At 70.1% G+C, this 19,445-nt stretch carries 12 protein-coding genes; 5 read left to right on the top strand and 7 right to left on the bottom strand.

Features of this window, described 5'->3' with window-relative positions; genetic code table 11:
• Positions 1 to 7 precede the first annotated feature (7 nt).
• On the bottom strand, positions 8 to 4,120 hold the full coding sequence (locus LZ009_RS18515) for a YhdP family protein (protein ID WP_275699441.1): 4,113 nt from the start codon (positions 4,118 to 4,120) through the stop codon (positions 8 to 10).
• A gap of 24 nt (positions 4,121 to 4,144) precedes the next feature.
• On the opposite strand from LZ009_RS18515, the gene glnE reads away from it, so the two are divergent.
• Positions 4,145 to 6,913, top strand: coding sequence for a bifunctional [glutamate--ammonia ligase]-adenylyl-L-tyrosine phosphorylase/[glutamate--ammonia-ligase] adenylyltransferase (gene glnE, locus LZ009_RS18510; RefSeq protein WP_430300391.1), 2,769 nt, complete (start codon positions 4,145 to 4,147; stop codon positions 6,911 to 6,913).
• A 14-nt stretch (positions 6,914 to 6,927) separates the two neighbouring features.
• On the opposite strand, the gene LZ009_RS18505 is transcribed toward glnE, so the two are convergent.
• Genes LZ009_RS18505 through LZ009_RS18480 form a run of 6 tightly spaced genes read right to left on the bottom strand, consistent with a single transcriptional unit; the run spans position 6,928 to position 12,464 of the window.
• Positions 6,928 to 8,244 (bottom strand): aminotransferase class V-fold PLP-dependent enzyme, encoded by a 1,317-nt coding sequence (locus LZ009_RS18505; protein ID WP_275699440.1) that lies wholly within the window; start codon positions 8,242 to 8,244, stop codon positions 6,928 to 6,930.
• Positions 8,245 to 8,255: 11 nt separating this feature from the next.
• Positions 8,256 to 8,984, bottom strand: coding sequence for an amino acid ABC transporter ATP-binding protein (locus LZ009_RS18500; protein WP_275699439.1), 729 nt, complete (start codon positions 8,982 to 8,984; stop codon positions 8,256 to 8,258).
• Positions 8,985 to 8,992: 8 nt separating this feature from the next.
• Entirely contained in the window at positions 8,993 to 9,745 is a 753-nt protein-coding gene (locus LZ009_RS18495) for an amino acid ABC transporter permease (RefSeq protein ID WP_275699438.1), read from the bottom strand.
• 2 nt (positions 9,746 to 9,747) lie between these two features.
• A complete protein-coding gene (locus LZ009_RS18490) occupies positions 9,748 to 10,443 on the bottom strand; it encodes an amino acid ABC transporter permease (RefSeq protein WP_275699437.1) in 696 nt (231 codons plus the stop codon).
• A 19-nt stretch (positions 10,444 to 10,462) separates the two neighbouring features.
• Positions 10,463 to 11,284 carry an ABC transporter substrate-binding protein gene (locus LZ009_RS18485; protein WP_275699436.1) on the bottom strand — a complete coding sequence of 274 codons (822 nt, stop codon included), beginning with the start codon at positions 11,282 to 11,284 and terminating at the stop codon, positions 10,463 to 10,465.
• Positions 11,277 to 12,464, bottom strand: a complete 1,188-nt coding sequence (locus LZ009_RS18480; protein WP_275699652.1) for a pyridoxal phosphate-dependent aminotransferase — start codon at positions 12,462 to 12,464, stop codon at positions 11,277 to 11,279. The genes LZ009_RS18485 and LZ009_RS18480 overlap by 8 nt, the downstream gene beginning before the upstream one ends.
• Positions 12,465 to 12,634: 170 nt before the next feature.
• Between LZ009_RS18480 and LZ009_RS18475 the strand changes: the two genes are divergently transcribed.
• The 4 genes from LZ009_RS18475 to LZ009_RS18460 all read left to right on the top strand — a co-directional run bounded on the left by LZ009_RS18475 (position 12,635) and on the right by LZ009_RS18460 (position 19,379).
• The gene (locus LZ009_RS18475; protein WP_275699435.1) at positions 12,635 to 13,603 is read left to right on the top strand and encodes a LysR family transcriptional regulator; all 969 of its coding nucleotides are present in this window, start codon (positions 12,635 to 12,637) and stop codon (positions 13,601 to 13,603) included.
• Positions 13,604 to 13,700: 97 nt separating this feature from the next.
• Entirely contained in the window at positions 13,701 to 15,122 is a 1,422-nt protein-coding gene (locus LZ009_RS18470) for an efflux transporter outer membrane subunit (RefSeq protein ID WP_275699434.1), read from the top strand.
• Positions 15,122 to 16,291 carry an efflux RND transporter periplasmic adaptor subunit gene (locus LZ009_RS18465; protein ID WP_275699433.1) on the top strand — a complete coding sequence of 390 codons (1,170 nt, stop codon included), beginning with the start codon at positions 15,122 to 15,124 and terminating at the stop codon, positions 16,289 to 16,291. The genes LZ009_RS18470 and LZ009_RS18465 overlap by 1 nt, the downstream gene beginning before the upstream one ends.
• A 13-nt stretch (positions 16,292 to 16,304) precedes the next feature.
• The gene (locus tag LZ009_RS18460; protein WP_275699651.1) at positions 16,305 to 19,379 is read left to right on the top strand and encodes an efflux RND transporter permease subunit; all 3,075 of its coding nucleotides are present in this window, start codon (positions 16,305 to 16,307) and stop codon (positions 19,377 to 19,379) included.
• Positions 19,380 to 19,445: the final 66 nt, after the last annotated feature.

Below are 19,445 nucleotides of genomic sequence, written 5' to 3'. Positions count from 1 at the left end.
GGCTCCTTCAGCGGGCTCCCGGGACGGCCCCGGCTTCGGCGGCCTGCGCCGGCACGCTGGCCGGCTTGCCCACGCGCGTGACGCGCGGGTCGGCCCAGGTGCCGTCGATGTGGAACTCCTGCGTCGCCGCCTTCATGAGCGGCTCGCGCAGGAAGATCTGGGCCAGGAAGGTGCCGAGGCCGAGCGCGGGATTGATCGCGGTGGCCAGCAGCGAGGCGGTGCCTGCGTTGATCTCGGGCACGACCACCACCTTCAGGTCCTGCGTTTCGCGCGCGATGTCGGCCTTGCCTTCCATCAGCGCGGCGGCGTTCACGCCCTTCATCTGCAGGTTGTTGGTGCTGGCGATGCCGGACTCGATGGTGAGGTCGCCGCGCACGAAGTCGAAGGCGAAGCCTTCGCTGAAGACGTCGCGGAAATCGAGCGCGAGCCGCCGCGGCAGCGACTGCAGGCTCAGCACGCCGAGCAGCTTGGCCAGGCCGGGATCGGCTTTCATGAACTGGCCGGCTTCCACGTTGACGTTGAAGCCGCCGCTGAGGGTGGGGTAGTCGAAGGCGAGCGGCGAGCCGATCCAGGCCACGTTGCCTTCCATGCTGCCGCGCCCGCGCCGCACGATGCCCTTCATGCCGAAGCGCGAGAGCAGTTCGCCGGCATCGACGATGTCGAGCCGGAATTTCATCGCGGTGCGCCGCTTCTCCGCGGCCTTCAGCACCATCCGCGGGTTGGCGGGCGGCTGCGGCAGTTGCGCACTGAGCGCCGCCCAGTTGCCCGAAGCCGTGAAGGTCGCATCGGGCGTGGTGAGGGACAGCTTGTTCAAACGCCATTCGCGCACGCCGCTTTCGCGCGCCACCGCCGCCGCGCCGCGGTTGCTGGCGTCGATCTCCAGCCGGCCCAGCTTGCGGCCTTTGAGCTCGAAGTCGTCCACCACGATGTCCAGCGCCGGGATGTTGCTCAATTGCTGTTCGAGCAGGGCCTCGACCTGCGTGGTGGCGGCTGCGGGAATCTCCAGGCGGGCCAGCCGCGCGCGCACGCGGCCCGCGCCGCTGCCTTGCGGCGACGTGTATTCCACGTAGCCGTTCAGTTCGTCGGCGGTGGCGTTGATGCGCCAGGTGCGCTCGTCGCGCGAGCCGCCGACCACCACGTTGTGCAACGTGCGGCCTTGCCCCGAGAGCTGGCGAGCCCGCAAGGCGATCAAGGTGGGCAGGTAGCCGCCGGCCACCGGCGCGGTGCCGTCCGCGGCCGCCGCGGGCATCGGCGTTTCGCTGGCCGACACGCGCGCCAGCGCCTGCTGCCAGGCATCGACGTCGAAGGCCGCCAGCGCCACGTTGGCGCTCACGCCTTCGTCCGGCAGCCTGGTGCCTTCGCCCGGACCGAGGCCGACGGCGATCGCGCCGCGCAAGACCCGCGGCTCGCCGTTGCCGACGTCGCGCAGGTAGCTGACGCTGCCCAGGCGCCCGAGCTCCACCGACAGCAGGTCCTGCAGGCGCGCGTTGCCGGCTTGCGACTCGCGCGTCAGGGCCTGCTCGTAGCGCAGGGGTAGCACGGTGTCCCCGGCCTTGGCCAGCGGCGCCGGCAGGTTGAGGGCCATGCCCTGCAGGTTGCTGGTCACCAGCACCTCGGGCTGGCCGCGCCGGAAACCCAGCGCCAGCTGGTAGGCGGCGCTGCCGCTGAAGTCACGCGCCAGCCGCGCCACGAAGCCCAGTTCGCGCGCCTGCCGCAGGCCTTCCGCGGTGACGGTGCCCGCTGCGCGCAGCTGCACCAACGGAGGTTCACCGGCCGCCACCGGCCGCGTGCCGCCTTCCAGCTTCACGTCGCCGCCCAGCGCGCGCGCCTGCACGCCAGCCACCTGGAAACCCTTTTCGGAGAACAGCACCGCGCCGCGCGCGCGGCTCAGCGCGGGCGTGTCCGGCGTGATCTGCACGTCGTTGCCGGCGAGCGTCACCGTGCCTGCCACCTGCGAGCGCGCCAGCTCGCGCACCGGCAGCAGCAGCCGCAGGTCGACGCCGGCGTCGCCACTGCCCGTGCTGCGCGCCAGGGCGTGGTTGATGACGCCGCCGACCGGCGAGTTGTTGACGATGCCCAGCGCCTCCGGCAGCGGTCCCTTGAACTGCCCGTGCACGTCGACCACGTTCTGCTTGTAGTCCGCGATCTCGGCACTGGCCTTCACCGCCAGCCGCGGCGCGCCCGCGAGCCGGCCGGTGGCGCCTTTCACCTGCATGCCGTTGCCTTCGAACAGCAGCTCGCCGGCCAGCTGCGTGAGCGCCGGCCAGGCGACGCCGCCCTGCGGCACGTGCGGCACGTAGGCGAAGTGCACGTCGCGCACCTGCGCCGTCACCTGGAACAGGCCGTCCCTCGGATCGATGAAGGGAAACTTGCGCAGCTCGCCTTTCACCTTGAACTTCGCGCCGGTGGCGGTGCCGCTCAGGACCGAGTCGCGCACGTAGTCGCGCGCCGTCTGCGGCACGCCCAGCGGCAGGTAGCGCCAGACGCGCGCACCGTCCGCCTTGCTGATGCTGGCCTGCAGGTCGAGCGCGCCGGGAAAGCGCGCCGCGCCGGCGGCGGCGGGCGTCGTCTTCCAGCTCACCTGGCCCTCGCCCTGCGCGTCGGCATTGGCGAACTTCAGGTTGGAAACGCTGGCGCTCAGGTCCTGGCCGTTCACCTGCCACTGCAGGTCGCCACTGAGGTTGTCGAAAGGCAGGAGGGGCTGCTCGAAGACGCCGGGAAAGTCCAGCGCGCCCGCGTTGAGCGCCAGCTTCGCCCGGCCGCCGGTTTGCGTGAAATCGAAATCGACGGCCGCGCCGCGCACGCCGGGAATGCCGGCCTTGCCGTCCGGCCGCGGCTGCGCGGCCACTTCGAGCCGGCTGGCGCGGCCGTGCGCTTCGTACTTCGCCAGCGCGCCCAGCGGCCCTTGCCAGCTCGCCTGCAGGCGTTCGACCAGGCCCTGCGGCGCATAGGCCTGCAAGGCCGCATGCGTGGCGGTGCCCAGCGGCAGCCGCGTGGCGATCTGGCTCAGGGCGCCCAGGTCCAACTTGTCGGCTTTCAGTTCACCCTGCGCGAGGCGGGCGCCGTCGGCGCCGGTCCAGGTCAGCGAGAAATTGCCGCCCGGCCAGCGCTGGCCTTCCTGCGTGACGAACTGCAGGTCGCGCGTCTGCAGCTCGAAGCCGCCGTCGAGCCGCTTGCCGCCCAGCCGCCCCGACATCGACTGCAGCGCCAGCGGCGCGAGCTGCGGACCGAGCGTGGCGCTGACATCGGTGAGCACCACGTCGGCGGTGCCGCCCACCACCTGCCCCAGGGCCACGTCGGCCCAGGCCCGCAGCCGGCCGCGGCCCTGGCGGATGTCGAAGCCGAGGTTGGCATGGCGGCGCAGCTGCGAGAGGTCGACCGCGGAAAAATCCGCATGCATCTCGCCGCTCCATTGCTGCCACTTGCCGGCATGCGTGGACAGCAGCGGCTGGCGGAATTCGGCGGCCAGCATGAAGCGCGAGCCCCACTCCGGCGGCGGCGTCGCATCGATGCGGATCGCATGCTGGCGCGCGCCGTTGCGCACCACGAAGCTCACCTGCCGCAGCGCCAGCGTCGGCGCACCGCGCAGATCGTCGGTCCAGGCCAGCGTGCCGTCCTCAATCACGAACTCGCCCTGGCTGAAGAACCAGTCGGCCGCGCGGCCTTCGTTGTCGCTGCTGCGGGAGAAATCCAGGCCGCCGACGAAGAAGCGGCCGTCCGCCGTGCGCCGAATGTCCAAGCGGGGCGCGTGGATATAGAGCTGCTCGAAACCCAGGTTCCACACCGAGTGCGGGGACAAGGACACCACCACCAGCGGCAGCCGCAGGGCCTCGCGCCCCTGCGGGTCCAGCAGCACCACGTCCTGCAGCTCGAAGGAGGGGATCAGCCCTTCGCTGCGCGCGGTGATGGCGCCGATGCGAACGGGTACCCCCAGGGCGCGCGCGGCCTGCATTTCCAGCGCGGGGCGGAATTCACCGATTCGCGGCACAATCCAGCCATGCAACGCCCCCCAGGCCAGCGCCAGCAGCAGCAACGCCGCCAGCAGCAGCCAGAGGGACCACTTCACGGCAGCGGCAAAAAACTTCAGCGACCGTGAGGGGCTGGTCAGCGTGGCGTTCATGTCAACTTGGGACTTGCAGGAATTATGACCGTCGGCGCAGCGCTCGGTTCTGCGACTTCGGGCAGCGGCTCCAGCGCCGCGGCCTTCGCCACCGCTCCTATGCTCTCCTCGCATTCGCGCTTCGCCCAGCGGCTGCGCCGCCGCTATGCCGGCGAACTGGCGCTGCTGGCCCCCGGCGCGCCCACGCGCGAGAGCATGGCCGCCGCCTACGAAGCGTTACGTGCTTCACGCGGGTTTGACGTTCCCTCGGCGCTGCGGGTGCTGCGCCAGCTGGTGCTGGAACGCCTGATCGTCCTGGATTGCGACGAACAGGCGCCGCTGGCCACCGTCACCTGCGCGGTCACCGAACTGGCGGAATTCGCGCTCGACATCGCCTGCACGCAGGCCTTTCATGACCTCGACCTGATGCACGGCGCGCCGCGCACGCCCGAGGGCGAGCGCGCGCAGCTGTGGGTGGTGGGCATGGGCAAGCTCGGCGCCCGCGAATTGAACGTCTCCAGCGACATCGACCTGGTCTACGTCTACGACTGCGACGGCGACACCGATGGCGCCGCCGACGGCCGCGGCCGCATCACCAACCACGAGTACTTCGCCAAGGCGGTCAAGTCCATCTACGCGCTGATCGGCGACGTGACCGAACACGGCTTCGTGTTCCGGGTCGACCTGGCGCTGCGGCCCAACGGCAACTCGGGCCCGCAGGCGGTGTCGGTGGGCGCGCTGGAGGAATATTTCCTCGTGCAGGGCCGCGAATGGGAGCGCTTTGCCTGGATGAAAAGCCGGGTGGTGGCGCCGCGCAGCTGCATCGACGACGGCAGCGCGCAGGCCCTGCGCGGCACGGTGCTGCCCTTCGTGTTCCGGCGCTACCTCGACTACGCGGTGTTCGACGCGCTGCGCGTGCTGCACCGGCAGATCCGCGAGCATGCGGCCCGGCGCGCGGCCGGCCGCCCCGAGCGCGCCAACGACGTCAAGCTGTCGCGCGGCGGCATCCGCGAGATCGAATTCATCGTGCAGCTGCTGCAGGTGGTGCGCGGCGGCCAGTTCCCGGAACTGCGCACGCGGCCGACGCTGCAGGCGCTGCAGCGGCTCGCGCGCGCCGGCCTGATGACCGAGGCCACGGCGCAGGCCCTGGCCGAGGCCTACACCTTCCTGCGCCGGGTCGAGCACCGCATCCAGTACCTGGACGACCAGCAGACCCACGTGCTGATGTCGTGCGACAACGACCTGGGCTGGATCGCGCGCACCATGGGCTACGCCGACTGCTGCCCGTTCCTGCACGAACTCGATGGCCACCGCGAACTGGTGGCCGAGGAATTCGACAAGCTGCTGGGCGGCGCGAGCGAGTGCAAGTCCTGCAGCGGCCCGAAGAACGGCAACGGCAAGACGCCGCCGCCCGACCTGGACACCGTGCTGGACCAGCTGCCGGCGCAGCTGCGCTACCGCGTCGACGCCTGGCGCAAGCACCCGCGCGTGATCGCCCTGCGCGACGACGCCCGCAGCCGCCTCACCCGCCTGGTGGCGCGCACCGCGCAGTGGCTGGAGCAAGGCCGCGTGACGGAAGAAGCCGCGCTGCGCATGGCCGACTGGATCGAGCCGCTGCTGCGCCGCGAAAGCTACCTGGCGCTGCTGGCCGAGCGCCCCGGCGTGCACGAAAGGCTGCTGCGGGTGCTGGGCGCGGCGCGCTGGCCGGCGCGCTACCTGATGCAGCATCCGGGCGTGATCGACGAACTGGCGAGCGACAACCTGCTGTCCGACCGCTTCAGCGCCGCCGATTTCGAGCGCGAGCTGGAACACCGCCGCCAGTCGGTGCAGATCACCGGCGAGGACGACGACGAAACCCTGCTGAACCTGCTGCGCCGCGCGCACCACGCGGAGCTGTTCCGCACGCTGGCGCGCGACGTCGAAGGCGTGCTGACGGTGGAACAGGTCGCCGACGAACTGAGCGCGCTGGCCGACGCCACGCTGCGCGTCACGGCCTCCTGGTGCTGGCAGCGCCTGAAACAGCGCCATCGCGCCGAGCCGCTCTTCGCCATCCTCGGCTACGGCAAGCTCGGTGGCAAGGAGCTCGGATACGGCAGCGACCTCGACATCGTGTTCGTCTACGAGGACGAGGACGAGCGCGCGCCGGACGCCTATGCCGCCTTCGTGCGCAAGCTGATCAACTGGCTGTCCACCAAGACCGCCGAGGGCGACCTGTTCGAGATCGACACCGCGCTGCGCCCCAACGGCAGCTCGGGCCTGTTGATCACCACCTTCCAGGCCTACGGCAACTACCAGCTGGGCCGCGGCAGCAACACCGCGTGGACCTGGGAACACCAGGCCATGACGCGCGCGCGCTTCGTGCTGGGACTCGACAGCCTGCGGCCGCGCTTCGAGGCGGTGCGCGAATCGGTCATCTGCGCACCGCGCGACATCGCCGCGCTCAAGCGCGAGATCGTCGCCATGCGCGACAAGGTGCGCGCGGCGCACCCGGTGCGGCCCGAGCGCTTCGACCTGAAGCACAGCCCGGGCGGCATGGTCGATGCGGAGTTCGCGGTGCAGTTCCTCGTGCTGTCGCAGTCCGGCGAGCATGCGGAACTGCGGCCGAACGTCGGCAACATCGCCCTCCTGCAGCGCGCCGAAAGCGCGGGCCTGCTGCCGCCGGGCGTCGGGCAGGCGGCAGCATCGGCCTATCGCGAACTGCGCCGCTGCCAGCACCACGCGCGCCTGAACGAGGAGCCGACGCAGGTGGCGCAGGAGCTGCTGCGCGCCGAACGGGAAGCGATCCAGGCCCTGGTGGCGCACGTGTTCGGCTGAGCGCCTCCCGGCCGCTAGGAGGCGGCGGTCGCGCAGATCTCGCTGGTGACCTGCAGGAAACGGTCGACGTCCTCGTACGTGTGGCAATGCAGGGGCGCCACGCGCACGGCGCCATCGAGGCCCAGCGAATCGAGCATGCGGCCGGAATAGATGCTGGAGGCGACGCGTTCGTAGACGATGACCCCGCGCTTCTCGTATTCACGCACCGCCTGCGTGTGCTCCAGTCCTTTCAGCGCGATCGCGAGGATCAGGTCGCGGCGGGCCAGGTCGTGGTGGTCCAGCAGGACCGTGACACCCGGGATGTGGCGCAAGCCCGGCGTCGCCGTCGATCCGTCCAGCAGGCGCGCGAGCAGCGCACGCTCGTGCAGGCCGATGCGCTCCATGCCGCGCGCGAAAAGAGCGCGCCGGTCCCCGCGGCCGCCGAACTGCCCGCCGATCCAGCAGACGTATTCGACGATCTCGGTCATGACGGCGAACTGCCACGGCGCCGCGCTGCCCAGGTCCCAGAACTCCGCACTCTTGGCGGCCAGCCGGTGGTGCGGCAGCCGCGCTGCCCGGTCCGACAGCCAGGAGAAGCCCGAGCCCCGGCAGCCGAAGAACTTGTAGGGCGCGATGTTGATGCCGTCGACCGGTGTCTTCTGCAGGTCGATGAGCCCGTGCGGGGCGTGCTGCACCGCGTCCACGATCACGTACAGGTCGGGCTTCACCTCGCGCGCCCGCCGGACGATCTGCTCCAGGTCCAGCTTGGCGCCGGAGATGTTGGAGGCATAGATCACGACCAGCACGCAGGTGCGCGCGTCGATCCGGCTGACGATCTCCTCCACGTCGACGCCGCCGGTTTCGCGGTTGCTGGGCGCCACCCGCAGCTCCTTGCCGAGCTTCTGCGCGTAGTGCGCGGCGGCATCGTACGAGGAAGGGTGCTCCAGCACGGTGGTGACGATGTTGTCGCCCGGCACGTTCTCGGCCACGGCGCGCACCATGTCGAACATGGCGCCTGATGCGGTGAGGGAGGCGTGCACGGTGCCGGCCCTTGCATTGAGCAGCAGCCGCACGTCGTCGGTGCCGCGCACCTGCACCTGCTTGAGCCACGCCGCCACTTCGTGGATGCGTTCGGCGCTGTCCGGAATGGCATCGACCCTGGCGACGGCTTCGAGGGCGGCTTTGAGGCGCAGGGAACCGCCGGCGTTTTCGAAGAACAGTCGCTGGCGGCCCATGAAGTCATGGTCCACGTGCAGGAAGCGTTCCTTGATCTGGCGCGACAGGTCGGGAGGGAAGGCCTCGCCGGGAGCGGGAGCGGCGGCGGCGGGAGTCCGGGGCGATGGGTTCTGCATGGAAGTTTCGGTCAGTGCGAAGTGAGGTCGGCAAGAAAGCGCTGGGCCCGCTCGCTCTGGGGGTTTTCGAAGAAGCCGGAAGGCGTGCCCGTCTCGACAATGCGCCCGTGGTCCATGAACAGCACGCGGTCCGCCACTTCACGGGCGAAGCCCATTTCGTGCGTCACGCAGATCATGGTCATGCCATCGCGCGCCAGCGACTTCATCACCTGCAGCACCTCGCCGACCATCTCGGGGTCGAGGGCGCTGGTCGGCTCGTCGAACAGCATGGCGGGCGGGTCCATGGCCAGGGCGCGGGCGATCGCCACGCGCTGCTGCTGGCCCCCGGACAGCTGCCCGGGATAGGCGTCCACCTTGGCGGCCAGGCCGACGCGCGCCAGCAGCTGCTGGGCGCGCTCGCGCGCCTGGCCCTTGCCGCGCCCCAGCACCAGAGTGGGGGCCAGCATGATGTTGTCGGCCACCGAAAGGTGAGGGAACAGGTTGAAGCTCTGGAAGACGAAACCGACGCGGCTGCGGAACTTGTTGACGTCCAGCGATGGCGCATGCACGTCCTGGCCGTCGAACAGGATGCGGCCCTGCTGGATCTCCTCCAGCCGGTTCACGGTGCGGATGAGGGTCGACTTGCCCGATCCCGAAGGACCGGAGACGACCACCACCTCGCCCTTGGCGACCGTGGCATCGATGCCCTGCAGGGCGTGGTAATCGCCGTACCACTTGTTCACGCCTTCGAACTGGATCATGGTTGTCCTCATTCGGCAATCGCCGCGACAGGGGGCGGCGCCGCCGGTGCATTGCCCGTTCCCGCCACGCCCGCGCGCCGGCGGGCCACCCGCCGCTCGAGGTGGCGCGCGACCTGGGTGAGGGAGAAACAGAGCAGGAAATAGATGACGGCCAGCACCGCGTAGACCGGGAAGGGCTTGGTGAGCAGCGAGCTGTTCACCTGGCTGGCCGAGAAAGTCAGCTCGTTCACGCTGATCACGTAACCCAGGGACGTTTCCTTGATGGTGGAAACGAACTGGCTGAGCATGGCCGGAACCATGTTGTAGATCGCCTGCGGCAGCACGACCCTGCGCATCGCCTGCCAGTAGGTGAGGCCGACGGCGCGCGCCGCCTCCATCTGCCCGCGCGGCAGCGACTCGATGCCCGCGCGCACGATCTCGGCCAGGTAGGCCGCTTCGTAGATCACCAGCGTCGCCAGCATGGTGCTGAAGCCGCTGACCGGCCGCCCCACGAGCACGGGCAGGAAGAAGTACACCCAGAAGATCAGCATCAGCAGCGGCACACCGCGCATCACGTAGACCAGCGCGGTGGCGGGCCAATACAACCAGGGAAAGCGGCTGATGCGCGCGAGCGCCAGGACCACGCCCAGGGGGAAGGCCAGCAGCACGCCCAGCACGGCCAGGATGACGGTCAGGGCCAGGCCGCCGAGCGGCCCGTTGGGATACTGGCCCACCAGCAACAGCAGGCCGTATTCGCGCAGGATGGTGGCGATGTCTCCCATGCCTACCTCCCGGCGAAACGCAGCTTGCGTTCCGCTGCGCTGCCGGCCGCCATGATCAGCAGCGAGATGCCCAGGTACACGACGGTGGCGAACAGGTAGGTCTCCACCGTCTTGAAGCTGCGGCTCTCGATCTCGCGCGTGGCGTACGTCAGCTCCGCCACGCCGATCGTCATCGCCAGCGAGGTGTTCTTGAACAGCAGCACCGTGTGGTTGATCAGGGTCGGAAGGGAAATCCGGAATGCCTGCGGGAAAATGATGTGGCGGAAGGACTGCAGGTAGGTCAGTCCCAGCGCGCGCGCCGCCTCGATCTGCGACGCGGGGATGGCCCGGATTCCGCCGCGCAGGCTTTCCGACATGTAGGCGGAAGTCGCCAGGCCGACGGAGATCGTCGCGAAGGCGAATTCGCCGCCGTTGCGGTTGATCCAGAGCTGGAGGTCCGCCGGCAGCAGCGTGGAGATGCCGAAGTACCAGAGGAAGATCTGCACCAGCATCGGCACGTTCTGGTGGTATTCGACCCAGGCCGCCACCGCCGACTGAGCGAGCCGGCTGCGGCCCATGCGCACCAGCGCCAGCAGCGTCCCCAGCACCATCGCCAGGATCCACGCCAGCACGGTCAGTTCCAGCATCAGGACGATGCCGTGCACCAGCATCTGCGGGGCGTCCTCCCGCAGCAATACAGTGAAGTCGAGTTGGGGCACGGCGCGGGCCTGTGGAGCGTCAGCCCTTGATCGGCTCGATCTTGAAGGTGCGCCGCAGGTTGTACGGCGTGCCGGCGCCCAGGTACTTGTCGAAGATCTTCGCGGCTTCGCCGGACTTCTCCATGCCGGACAGCACTTCGTCGACCTTCCTGATCAGCGCCGTCTCTTCCTTGCGCATGCCGATGCCCCAGGGCTCGACGAACAGCGCGGGCTGCAGGATGTCCAGCGGAACCGGGCTCGCTTCGGCGTCGCTCTTCCACTTCACCAGCGTCAGTTCCGACAGGACCACGGCGTCGACCTTGCCCTGCTGCAGCGCGACGAAGAGCGCTGGCGCGTCCTGGAACGTGACGGTGGTGACGTTCGGGATCAGCTTGCGCGCGCCGGCTTCCGAGGTCGATCCCTTGGGTGCGGCGACGCGCTTGCCGGAGAGGTCCGCCGGCGTCTTGTACTTGTCCGCGCGGCGGGCGGTGACCATCTGGTTGCTCACGAAGTAGCTGTCGCTGTAGGCGATCTGCTGGGCCCGCTCCGGCGTCCAGCCCAGGTTGGCGGCGAGCACGTCGACGCGGCCCTGCATCAGCTCCGGGATGCGCGCCGCCACGGCAATCAGCTTCAGTTCCAGCTTGACGCCCAGGGCCTTGGCCACGGCGCCGCAGAAGTCCACGTCGTAGCCCTGCGTCTCTCGCGTCTGCGGGTTGGGGAAGCTGAAGGGCTCGGCGTTGCCCAGGGTGCCGCAGACCAGGGTGCCTTTCTGCTTGATGTCGGCCAGCTGGTCGGCGCGCGCCGGCGTGCCGAACACGGCCAGCGCGGCGAGGGCCAGGGAAATCAGGGGGAGCTTACGCATGGGAAGGTTCCTCGGTGGGATGGGAAAGGGTCAGCGCCCCGACGGCGGACGCGAGGGCGGCGCAGCCGGCCTCGATCTGCTCGGTGGCGGTGGCGAACGAAAGACGCAGGTGCGCCGGCAGTCCGTAGGAGCTGCCGTCGATGGCGGCGACGCCCGCGGTCTCGGTGAAGTAAATCAGCACATCGACGTCGCTGGCGAGCCTCTTGCCGGCCGGCGTGGTCGCGCCCAGCAGGCCGGCCACCGACGCGAACACGTAGAAGGCCCCATCGGGCGGCGCGCATTGGATGCCGGGAATGCGTCGCAGCAATCGGACCATGAGGTCGCGGCGCTGCTCGAACAGCCGCCGGGCTTCGGCCACACCGTCCTGCGGGCCTTCCAGCGCAGCGATGGCGGCGGCCTGGGTCATCGCCGGCGCGCAGGAAACGCTTTGCGTCAGCAGCAGCGTCATGGCCTGGATCAGGGGCTGCGGGCCCGCGCCGTAGCCGACGCGCCAGCCGGTCATCGCGTAGGCCTTGGACATGCCGTTGACGACCAGCGAGCGGCCGGCCAGCTCCGGCACCAGGGCCACCAGCGATGCGTGGCGCGCGCCGCCGTAGACGAAATGCTCGTAGATCTCGTCGGTCATGAGCCACACGTGCGGATGCCGCAGCAGCACCGCGCCCAGGGCCTTCAGCTCGTCGGCGGAGTACACGGCGCCAGTCGGATTGTTCGGCGAATTCAGGATCAGCCAGCGCGTGCGCGGCGTGATCGCGCGCTCCAGCACCTCCGGCACCAGCTTGAAGCCGGTGCGCTCGTCGCTCGCCACGATCACCGCCTGTCCGCCGTGCAGGGCGACCATGTCGGGGTAGGACACCCAGTAAGGCGCCGGGACGATCACCTCGTCCCCCTCGTTCAGCGTCGCGGCCAGCGCGTTGTAGATCACGTGCTTGGCGCCGATGCCCACCACCACCTGCTCGGGCGTGTACGCCAGGCCGTTCTCGCGCGCCAGCTTGGCGGCGATGGCCCCGCGCAGCGGCGCGATGCCGGCCGAAGCCGTGTAGCGCGTCTGGCCGCCGGCCAGGGCCTGCACGCCCGCGGCGACGATGTGGGGCGGCGTGGCGAAGTCGGGCTCGCCGATGGTGAAGTCGACGATGGTGCGGCCGGCAGCGCGCAGGCGCTCGACCAGCGCCTTGGCCGCCATGCTGGGCGAAGGCTTCACGGAAGCGAGGCGGACGGCGGGGAATTGCACGGGTCGGGTCTCTGGATGCGGATTGTTCGCCGCGCTTCATCTGAAAAAAAGCGATATTTCGGATTGGTTCAACGCGAAAAAAAGAGATAGATTCCGGGTAGACCCCTAGGAGCCGCACCGTGATGACGTTCAAGCAGCTGGAAGCCATCTACTGGGTGGCGCGGATGGGCGGCTTCGCCCAGGCCGCGGCGAAGCTGCACACGACCCAGTCGGCGATCTCCAAGCGCGTGCAGGAACTGGAGTCCCTGTTCGACACGCCGCTGTTCGACCGCACGCTGCGCACCGCGCGCCTGACCGACAAGGGCGAGGAAATGTTCGCCGTCGCGCAGCGGCTGCTCGGGCAGCGGGACGCGGCGGTCGAACAGTTCCAGCGGCCGGAGGTCATCGAGCGCCGCCTCCGGCTGGGCGTGACCGAGCTGACCGCCATGACCTGGCTGCCCCGCCTGGTGCAGCGGATCCAGTCCTTCTACCCGAAGGTCGTGATCGAACCCGACGTGGACACCAGCGTGGCGCTGCGCGACAAGCTGCTGGCCGACGAGCTGGACATCGTCATCGTGCCCGATGCCTTCGAGGACCCGCGCTGCGAGGCCCGGCGCGTCGGCGAGCTGGAGATGATCTGGATGTGCAAGCCCGGCATGGTGGACACCTCCCGTTCGCTGCGGATGCACGAACTCGCCCGGTACCGCCTGCTCACGCAAAGCGGCAAGTCGGGCGTCGGCATCGTGGTCGACCGCTGGCTCGGCGCCCAGGGCATGAAGCTGCCCATCGCCCTGGTCAGCAACAACATGCTGGCGCTGATCTCGATGACCGTTTCCGGCATCGGCGTGACCTACCTGCCCTGGCGCTGTCTCCAGCCGATGATCGACAGCGGCATGCTGGCCACGATCAAGGTGACGCCGGCGCTGCCGATGACGCGCTACGTAGCCCTCTACCGATCCGACCAGCGGAGTTCATTGATCGCGTCGGTCACCATGCTTGCCCAGGAGAGCTGCGATTTCACGCGGATGTTCCAGACCGACGAGGGCCAGGCCGGGTCGACCGCACCGGCGAAGCAGGGGCGTCGTCCGTCCCGGGAAGGTTCCCGGCCCTAGGCCGGTCCCGCGGCAACGCGCAACACGCCGTTGCAGCCAGCGCGTAACCGGGCCAAGCAATGCTAGTCTTGCGGGTTTCGCTGTCCGGAAGGAATCCATGATTCGCGTGCGCCTCGCGGCGGCGCTGGCCGGCGCCCTGTGGCTGGCCGGCTGCGCCCTGCCCCGTCCGCCGGCCGATGTCTCCGCCCCCACGCCGCCGCAGTGGTATGCCTCGCTGCCCCATGGCGGGCGGCTGGCCGACCTGCAGCAGTGGTGGCAGCAGTTCAACGACCCGCTGCTGATCGACCTGATCGCCGCCGCCCAGGCCGCGAGTCCCGATGTGGCCAGTGCCGGCGCGCGCATCGCCGAAGCGCGTGCCACCCGCATCGGCGCCAATGCGGCGCTGCTGCCGACGCTGGATGCCAATCTCGCCGCCAGCCGCGGCAACACGCAGTCGGGCGTCACCGCGCCGGCGACGGTCGTCCAGGGCGGACTGCAGGCCGGCTGGGAGATCGACCTGTTCGGCGGCAACCGCGCCGCGGCCGACGCCGCCACCGCGCGCCTCGATGCCAGCCAGGCCGGCTGGCATGCCGCGCGCGTCGCCGTCGCGGCCGAGACCGGGCTTGCTTACGTCGGCTACCGCACCTGCGAAAAGCAGCTGGCGGTGACCACCAACGACGCCCGCTCGCGCGCGGAGACCGCGCGCCTGACGGACCTGAGCGCCAAGGCCGGCTTCACGGCGCCGGCGGTGGCGGCGCAAGCCCGCGCCAGCGCCGCCGAAGGGGCGGTGCGCATGACGGCGCAGCAAGCCCAGTGCGACCTGGACGTGAAGGCGCTCGTCGCCCTCACCGGCATGCCCGAGCCCGCGCTGCGCCAGCGCCTGCAAGGCCCGTGGACCGATCCGGCCAGCTTCGCGCTCAACGTGCTGCCCGCGATCCCGGCGCAACTGCTGGCGCAGCGCCCCGACGTGTTCCAGGCCGAACGTGCCGTCGCCGCCGCCAGCGCCGATGTCGGCAGCGCCGACGCCGAGCGCTTCCCGCAGCTCACGCTCAACGGCCAGCTCAATGCCGGCGTGATCCACGTCGGCGGCCGCACCAGCAGCGTGCAGACCTGGTCGATCGGCCCGCTGGCCGTGACGCTGCCGATCTTCGATGCGGGACGCCGCGCCGCCAGCGCCGACGCTGCCCGGGCGCGCTACGAGGAAGCGGTGGCGCTGTACACGGCGCGCGTGCGGCAGGCCGTGCGCGAAGTCGAGGAGGCGCTGGTGCGGCTGGAGAGCGCGCGCGACCGCGCCGAGAACGCGCGCATCGCGGTGGAAGGCTACCGCACCTCGTTTGCCGCCACCGAAGCCACCTTCCGCGCCGGCCTCGGCAGCCTGATCGAGATGGAGGACCAGCGCCGCATCGCGCTGGCCGCCGAACTGGCATTGATCGGCCTGCAGCAGGAAAGGCTGGCTGCCTGGATCGCGCTGTACCGCGCGCTCGGCGGCGGCTGGCAGCGGGCCCCACAAGAAGAACCCGGAAAAGGAACGACCACGTGATGATTGCGACGACCTCTGCCGTGCCGCGCGTAGGCGCCGCCGCCCTGCTGGCCCTGCTGCTCGCGGCCTGCGGCGACAAGGAAGCCGATGCGAAGAAGGCCGCCGCGACGGCCAAGCCCTCGCTGACCGTCACCACCACCACGGCCACCCAGTCCATGCTGCCGGTGACGCTCTCGGCCAACGGCAACCTCGCCGCGTGGCAGGAGGCCAGCATCGGTGCCGAGGCCAACGGCCTGCGCATCGCCGAAGTGCTGGTCAACGTCGGCGACCGCGTGCGCAGCGGCCAGGTGCTGGCCCGCTTCGCGTCCGACACCTTGCGCGCCGAGGCGGCCCAGGCCCAGGCATCGGTGGCCGAAGCCGAGGCGACGGCGGCCGATGCCGCCAACAACGCCGCGCGGGCGCGCACGCTGCAGCAGACCGGCGCCATGAGCGCGTCGCAGATCAACCAGTACCTCACCGCCGAAAAGACGGCCCAGGCGCGCGTCGAAGCGGCCAAGGCCGTGCTGCAGACGCAGCGCGTGCGGCTGGACCAGAGCGCGGTGCACGCGCCCGACGACGGCGTGATCTCCGCGCGCATGGCAACGGTGGGCGCCGTGGTCGGCGCGGGCACCGAACTGTTCCGCCTGATCCGCAAGGGCCGGCTCGAATGGCGCGCCGAGGTGACCTCTACCGAGCTGGGTCGCATCACGGTCGGGACCCATGCGCTGGTGACGGCGGCCAGCGGCGCGCGGCTGGAAGGCCGCGTGCGCACCATCGCGCCGACGGTGGATCCGCAGAACCGCATCGCGCTGGTCTACGTCGACGTCACCTCGCTGCCCGGCCCCGCTTCCGGCAGCGCCCGCGCGGGCATGTTCGCGCGCGGCGAGTTCGAGCTGGGCGCCGTGCCCACGCTCACCGTGCCGCAGGCGGCGGTGGTGGTGCGCGAAGGCTTCAGCTACGTGTACCGCGTCAATCCGGACAACCGGGTGACGCAGGTGAAGGTGCAGGTGGGCCGCATTGCCGGCGATCGCCTGCAGATCGTGTCCGGCCTCGCCGCCGACACCCGCATCGTCGCCAGCGGCGGCGGCTTCCTGAACGACGGCGACCTCGTGCGCATCGCGGCCGGCCCCGCCGCCGCGCCGGTGGCCGCGCCCGCGCCCGCTGCCGCGCCGGCCTCGGCCAAGCGCTAGGACCGCCGCCATGATGAACGTCTCGTCCTGGTCGATCCGGAACCCGATTCCGGCGGTGATGCTGTTCGTGCTGCTGACCTTCGGCGGCATCCTGTCCTTCAACATGATGAAGGTACAGAACTTCCCGGACATCGACCTGCCCACGGTGATGGTCACGGCCTCGCTGCCGGGCGCCGCGCCTTCGCAGCTGGAAACCGACGTCGCCCGCAAGATCGAGAACTCGATAGCCACCGTGCAGGGCCTGAAGCACGTCACCACCAAGGTGCAGGACGGCGTGGTCACGCTGACCGCCGAATTCCGGCTCGAGAAGCCGGTGCAGGAAGCGGTGGACGACGTGCGCTCCGCGGTGTCGCGGGTGCGCGCCGACCTGCCGGCCGACCTGCGCGATCCCATCGTCACCAAGCTGGAACTGGCGGGCCAGCCGGTGCTGGCCTTCACCATTGCCTCGAAGCGCATGGACGACGAGGCCCTGTCCTGGTTCGTCGACAACGAGGTCTCGCGCAAGCTGCTGGCCGTGCGCGGCGTGGGCGCGGTCAACCGCGTCGGCGGCGTCAACCGCGAGATCCGCGTCGCCGTCGATCCGCTCAAGCTGCAGGCGCTGGGCGCCACCGCGGCCGACATCTCGCGCCAGCTGCGCCAGGTGCAGACCGAAAGCGCGGGCGGCCGCGCCGACATCGGCGGCGGCGAGCAGCCGGTGCGCACGCTGGCCACCGTCAAGTCGGCGGCCGAAGTGGGCCAGGTCGACATCGCCATTGCCGGCAACCGGCGCATCAAGCTGTCCGACGTCGCCGAGATCAGCGACACCATCGCCGAACAGCACGCGGCAGCCTTGCTGAACGGCAAGCCGGTGGTCGGCTTCGAAGTGGCCCGCAGCCGCGGCGAAAGCGAAGTGGCCGTCGGCAAGGCGGTTCGCGTGGCACTGGACGAACTGAAGGCGCAGCATCCGGACATCGAACTGACCCAGGCCTTCGACTTCGTCACGCCGGTGGAAGAGGAATACGACGGCTCGCTGCACCTGCTGTACGAAGGCGCGGCGCTGGCGGTGCTGGTGGTGTGGCTGTTCCTGCGCGACTGGCGCGCCACCTTCGTCTCGGCGGTCGCGCTGCCGATGTCGGTGATCCCGGCCTTCATCGGGATGTTCCTGCTCGGGTTCTCGATCAACGTGGTGACCCTGCTTGCGCTGTCGCTGGTGATCGGCATCCTGGTGGACGACGCCATCGTGGAAGTCGAGAACATCGTGCGCCACCTGCGCATGGGCAAGACGCCTTACGAAGCGGCGATGGAAGCGGCCGACGAGATCGGCCTGGCGGTGATCGCCACCACCTTCACGCTGATCGCGGTGTTCCTGCCCACCGCCTTCATGAGCGGCATCGCGGGCAAGTTCTTCAAGCAGTTCGGCTGGACGGCGGCGCTGGCGGTGTTCGCCTCGCTGGTGGTGGCGCGGGTGCTGACCCCGATGATGGCGGCGTACATGCTCAAGCCGGTCACGCACGAGCAGAAGGAGCCGGGCTGGCTGCGCATCTACATGCGCTGGGTGAACTGGAGCATGCGCAACCGCTGGAAGACCATGCTGTTCGCGACGCTCTTCTTCATCGCCTCGGTGGCGCTGATCCCGCTGCTGCCCACGGCCTTCATTCCGCCCGACGACAACTCGCAGACCCAGGTCTACCTGGAGCTGCCGCCCGGCTCCACGCTGGCCCAGACCCTGGCCACGGCGGAACAGGCGCGCGGCGCGGTGATGAAGGTGAAGCACGTGAAGAGCGTCTACACCACCATCGGCGGCGGCAGCGCCGGCAGCGACCCGTTCGCCAACATGGGCGCGGCGGAAGCGCGCAAGGCGACGCTCACCATCCTGCTGGCCGACCGCGGCGAGCGGCCGCGCAAGCAGGGCATCGAGAACGACATCCGCAAGGCGCTGGAGCCGCTGCCCGGCGTGCGCACCAAGGTCGGCCTGGGCGGCTCGGGCGAGAAGTACATCCTGGTGCTGACCGGCGAAGACCCGCAGGCGCTGCAGACCGCGGCCTTCGCGGTGGAGAAGGACCTGCGCACGATTCCCGGCCTGGGCCAGATCGCGTCGACCGCCAGCCTGATCCGCCCCGAGATCGTGGTGCGGCCGGACTTCGCCAAGGCCGCCGATCTGGGCGTGACCAGCGCCGCGATCGGCGAGACCCTGCGCATCGCAACCGCCGGCGACTACGACGTGTCGCTGCCCAAGCTGAACCTCTCGCAGCGCCAGGTGCCCATCGTCGTCAAGCTGCGCGAGGACGCGCGGCGCGACCTGTCGGTGCTGGAGCGCCTGTTGGTGCCGGGCACGCGCGGACCGGTGCTGCTCGGGCAGGTCGCGACGCTGGAGCTCACCGGCGGGCCGGCCGTGATCGACCGCTACGACCGCTCGCGCAACATCACCTTCGAGGTGGAGCTCTCCGGGCAGCCGCTCGGCGAGGTGGCCGGCAAGGTGGAGGAACTGCCGGCGATCCGCGGGCTGCCGCCGGGCGTGAAGGTGGTGACGGTGGGCGACGCCGAAGTGATGGGCGAGCTGTTCATGGGCTTCGCGCTGGCGATGCTGACCGGCGTGCTGTGCATCTACATCGTGCTGGTGCTGCTGTTCAAGGACTTCCTGCATCCGCTGACCATCCTCAGCGCGCTGCCGCTGTCGCTGGGCGGCGCCTTCGTCGGCCTGCTGATCGCGCAGAAGTCCTTCTCGATGCCCTCGCTGATCGGCCTGATCATGCTGATGGGGATCGCGACCAAGAACTCGATCCTGCTGGTGGAGTACGCGATCGTGGCGCGGCGCGACATGGGCATGAGCCGCTTCGAGGCCCTGCTCGACGCCTGCCACAAGCGCGCGCGTCCCATCATCATGACCACCATCGCCATGGGCGCGGGCATGCTGCCGATCGCCGTGGGGCTGGGCGCGGCGGACCCGAGCTTCCGCTCGCCGATGGCGATCGCCGTCATCGGCGGACTGTTCACGTCGACGGTGCTGAGCCTCCTGGTGGTGCCGGTGGTGTTCGAGGTGGTCGACGACCTGGAGCACTGGTTGCGCAAACAGGGCGGGCGCCTGCGCCGCAAGCCGCACGTGGCCTAGAACGACCGGCCGGAGGCCTCCAGGCACCGTCTGCACGGAATGCCTGCGGGAATGGCTGAGCCAGCG

The sequence above is a fragment of the Ramlibacter paludis genome (assembly GCF_022012305.1).
GTDB lineage: Bacteria > Pseudomonadota > Gammaproteobacteria > Burkholderiales > Burkholderiaceae_C > Ramlibacter > Ramlibacter paludis.
The sequence above is the reverse complement of the archived record's forward strand: the minus strand, read 5'-3'. Positions and strand labels throughout refer to the sequence as shown.

Excerpts from the sequence above, each read along its gene's own strand:
- LZ009_RS18515 (WP_275699441.1), bottom strand. The coding sequence starts at position 4,120 with ATGAACGCCACGCTGACCAGCCCCTCACGGTCGCTGAAGTTTTTTGCC.
- glnE (WP_430300391.1), top strand. The coding sequence starts at position 4,145 with ATGACCGTCGGCGCAGCGCTCGGTTCTGCGACTTCGGGCAGCGGCTCC.
- LZ009_RS18505 (WP_275699440.1), bottom strand. The coding sequence starts at position 8,244 with ATGCAGAACCCATCGCCCCGGACTCCCGCCGCCGCCGCTCCCGCTCCC.
- LZ009_RS18500 (WP_275699439.1), bottom strand. The coding sequence starts at position 8,984 with ATGATCCAGTTCGAAGGCGTGAACAAGTGGTACGGCGATTACCACGCC.
- LZ009_RS18495 (WP_275699438.1), bottom strand. The coding sequence starts at position 9,745 with ATGGGAGACATCGCCACCATCCTGCGCGAATACGGCCTGCTGTTGCTG.
- LZ009_RS18485 (WP_275699436.1), bottom strand. The coding sequence starts at position 11,284 with ATGCGTAAGCTCCCCCTGATTTCCCTGGCCCTCGCCGCGCTGGCCGTG.
- LZ009_RS18480 (WP_275699652.1), bottom strand. The coding sequence starts at position 12,464 with ATGGCGGCCAAGGCGCTGGTCGAGCGCCTGCGCGCTGCCGGCCGCACC.
- LZ009_RS18475 (WP_275699435.1), top strand. The coding sequence starts at position 12,635 with ATGACGTTCAAGCAGCTGGAAGCCATCTACTGGGTGGCGCGGATGGGC.
- LZ009_RS18470 (WP_275699434.1), top strand. The coding sequence starts at position 13,701 with ATGATTCGCGTGCGCCTCGCGGCGGCGCTGGCCGGCGCCCTGTGGCTG.
- LZ009_RS18465 (WP_275699433.1), top strand. The coding sequence starts at position 15,122 with ATGATTGCGACGACCTCTGCCGTGCCGCGCGTAGGCGCCGCCGCCCTG.
- LZ009_RS18460 (WP_275699651.1), top strand. The coding sequence starts at position 16,305 with ATGAACGTCTCGTCCTGGTCGATCCGGAACCCGATTCCGGCGGTGATG.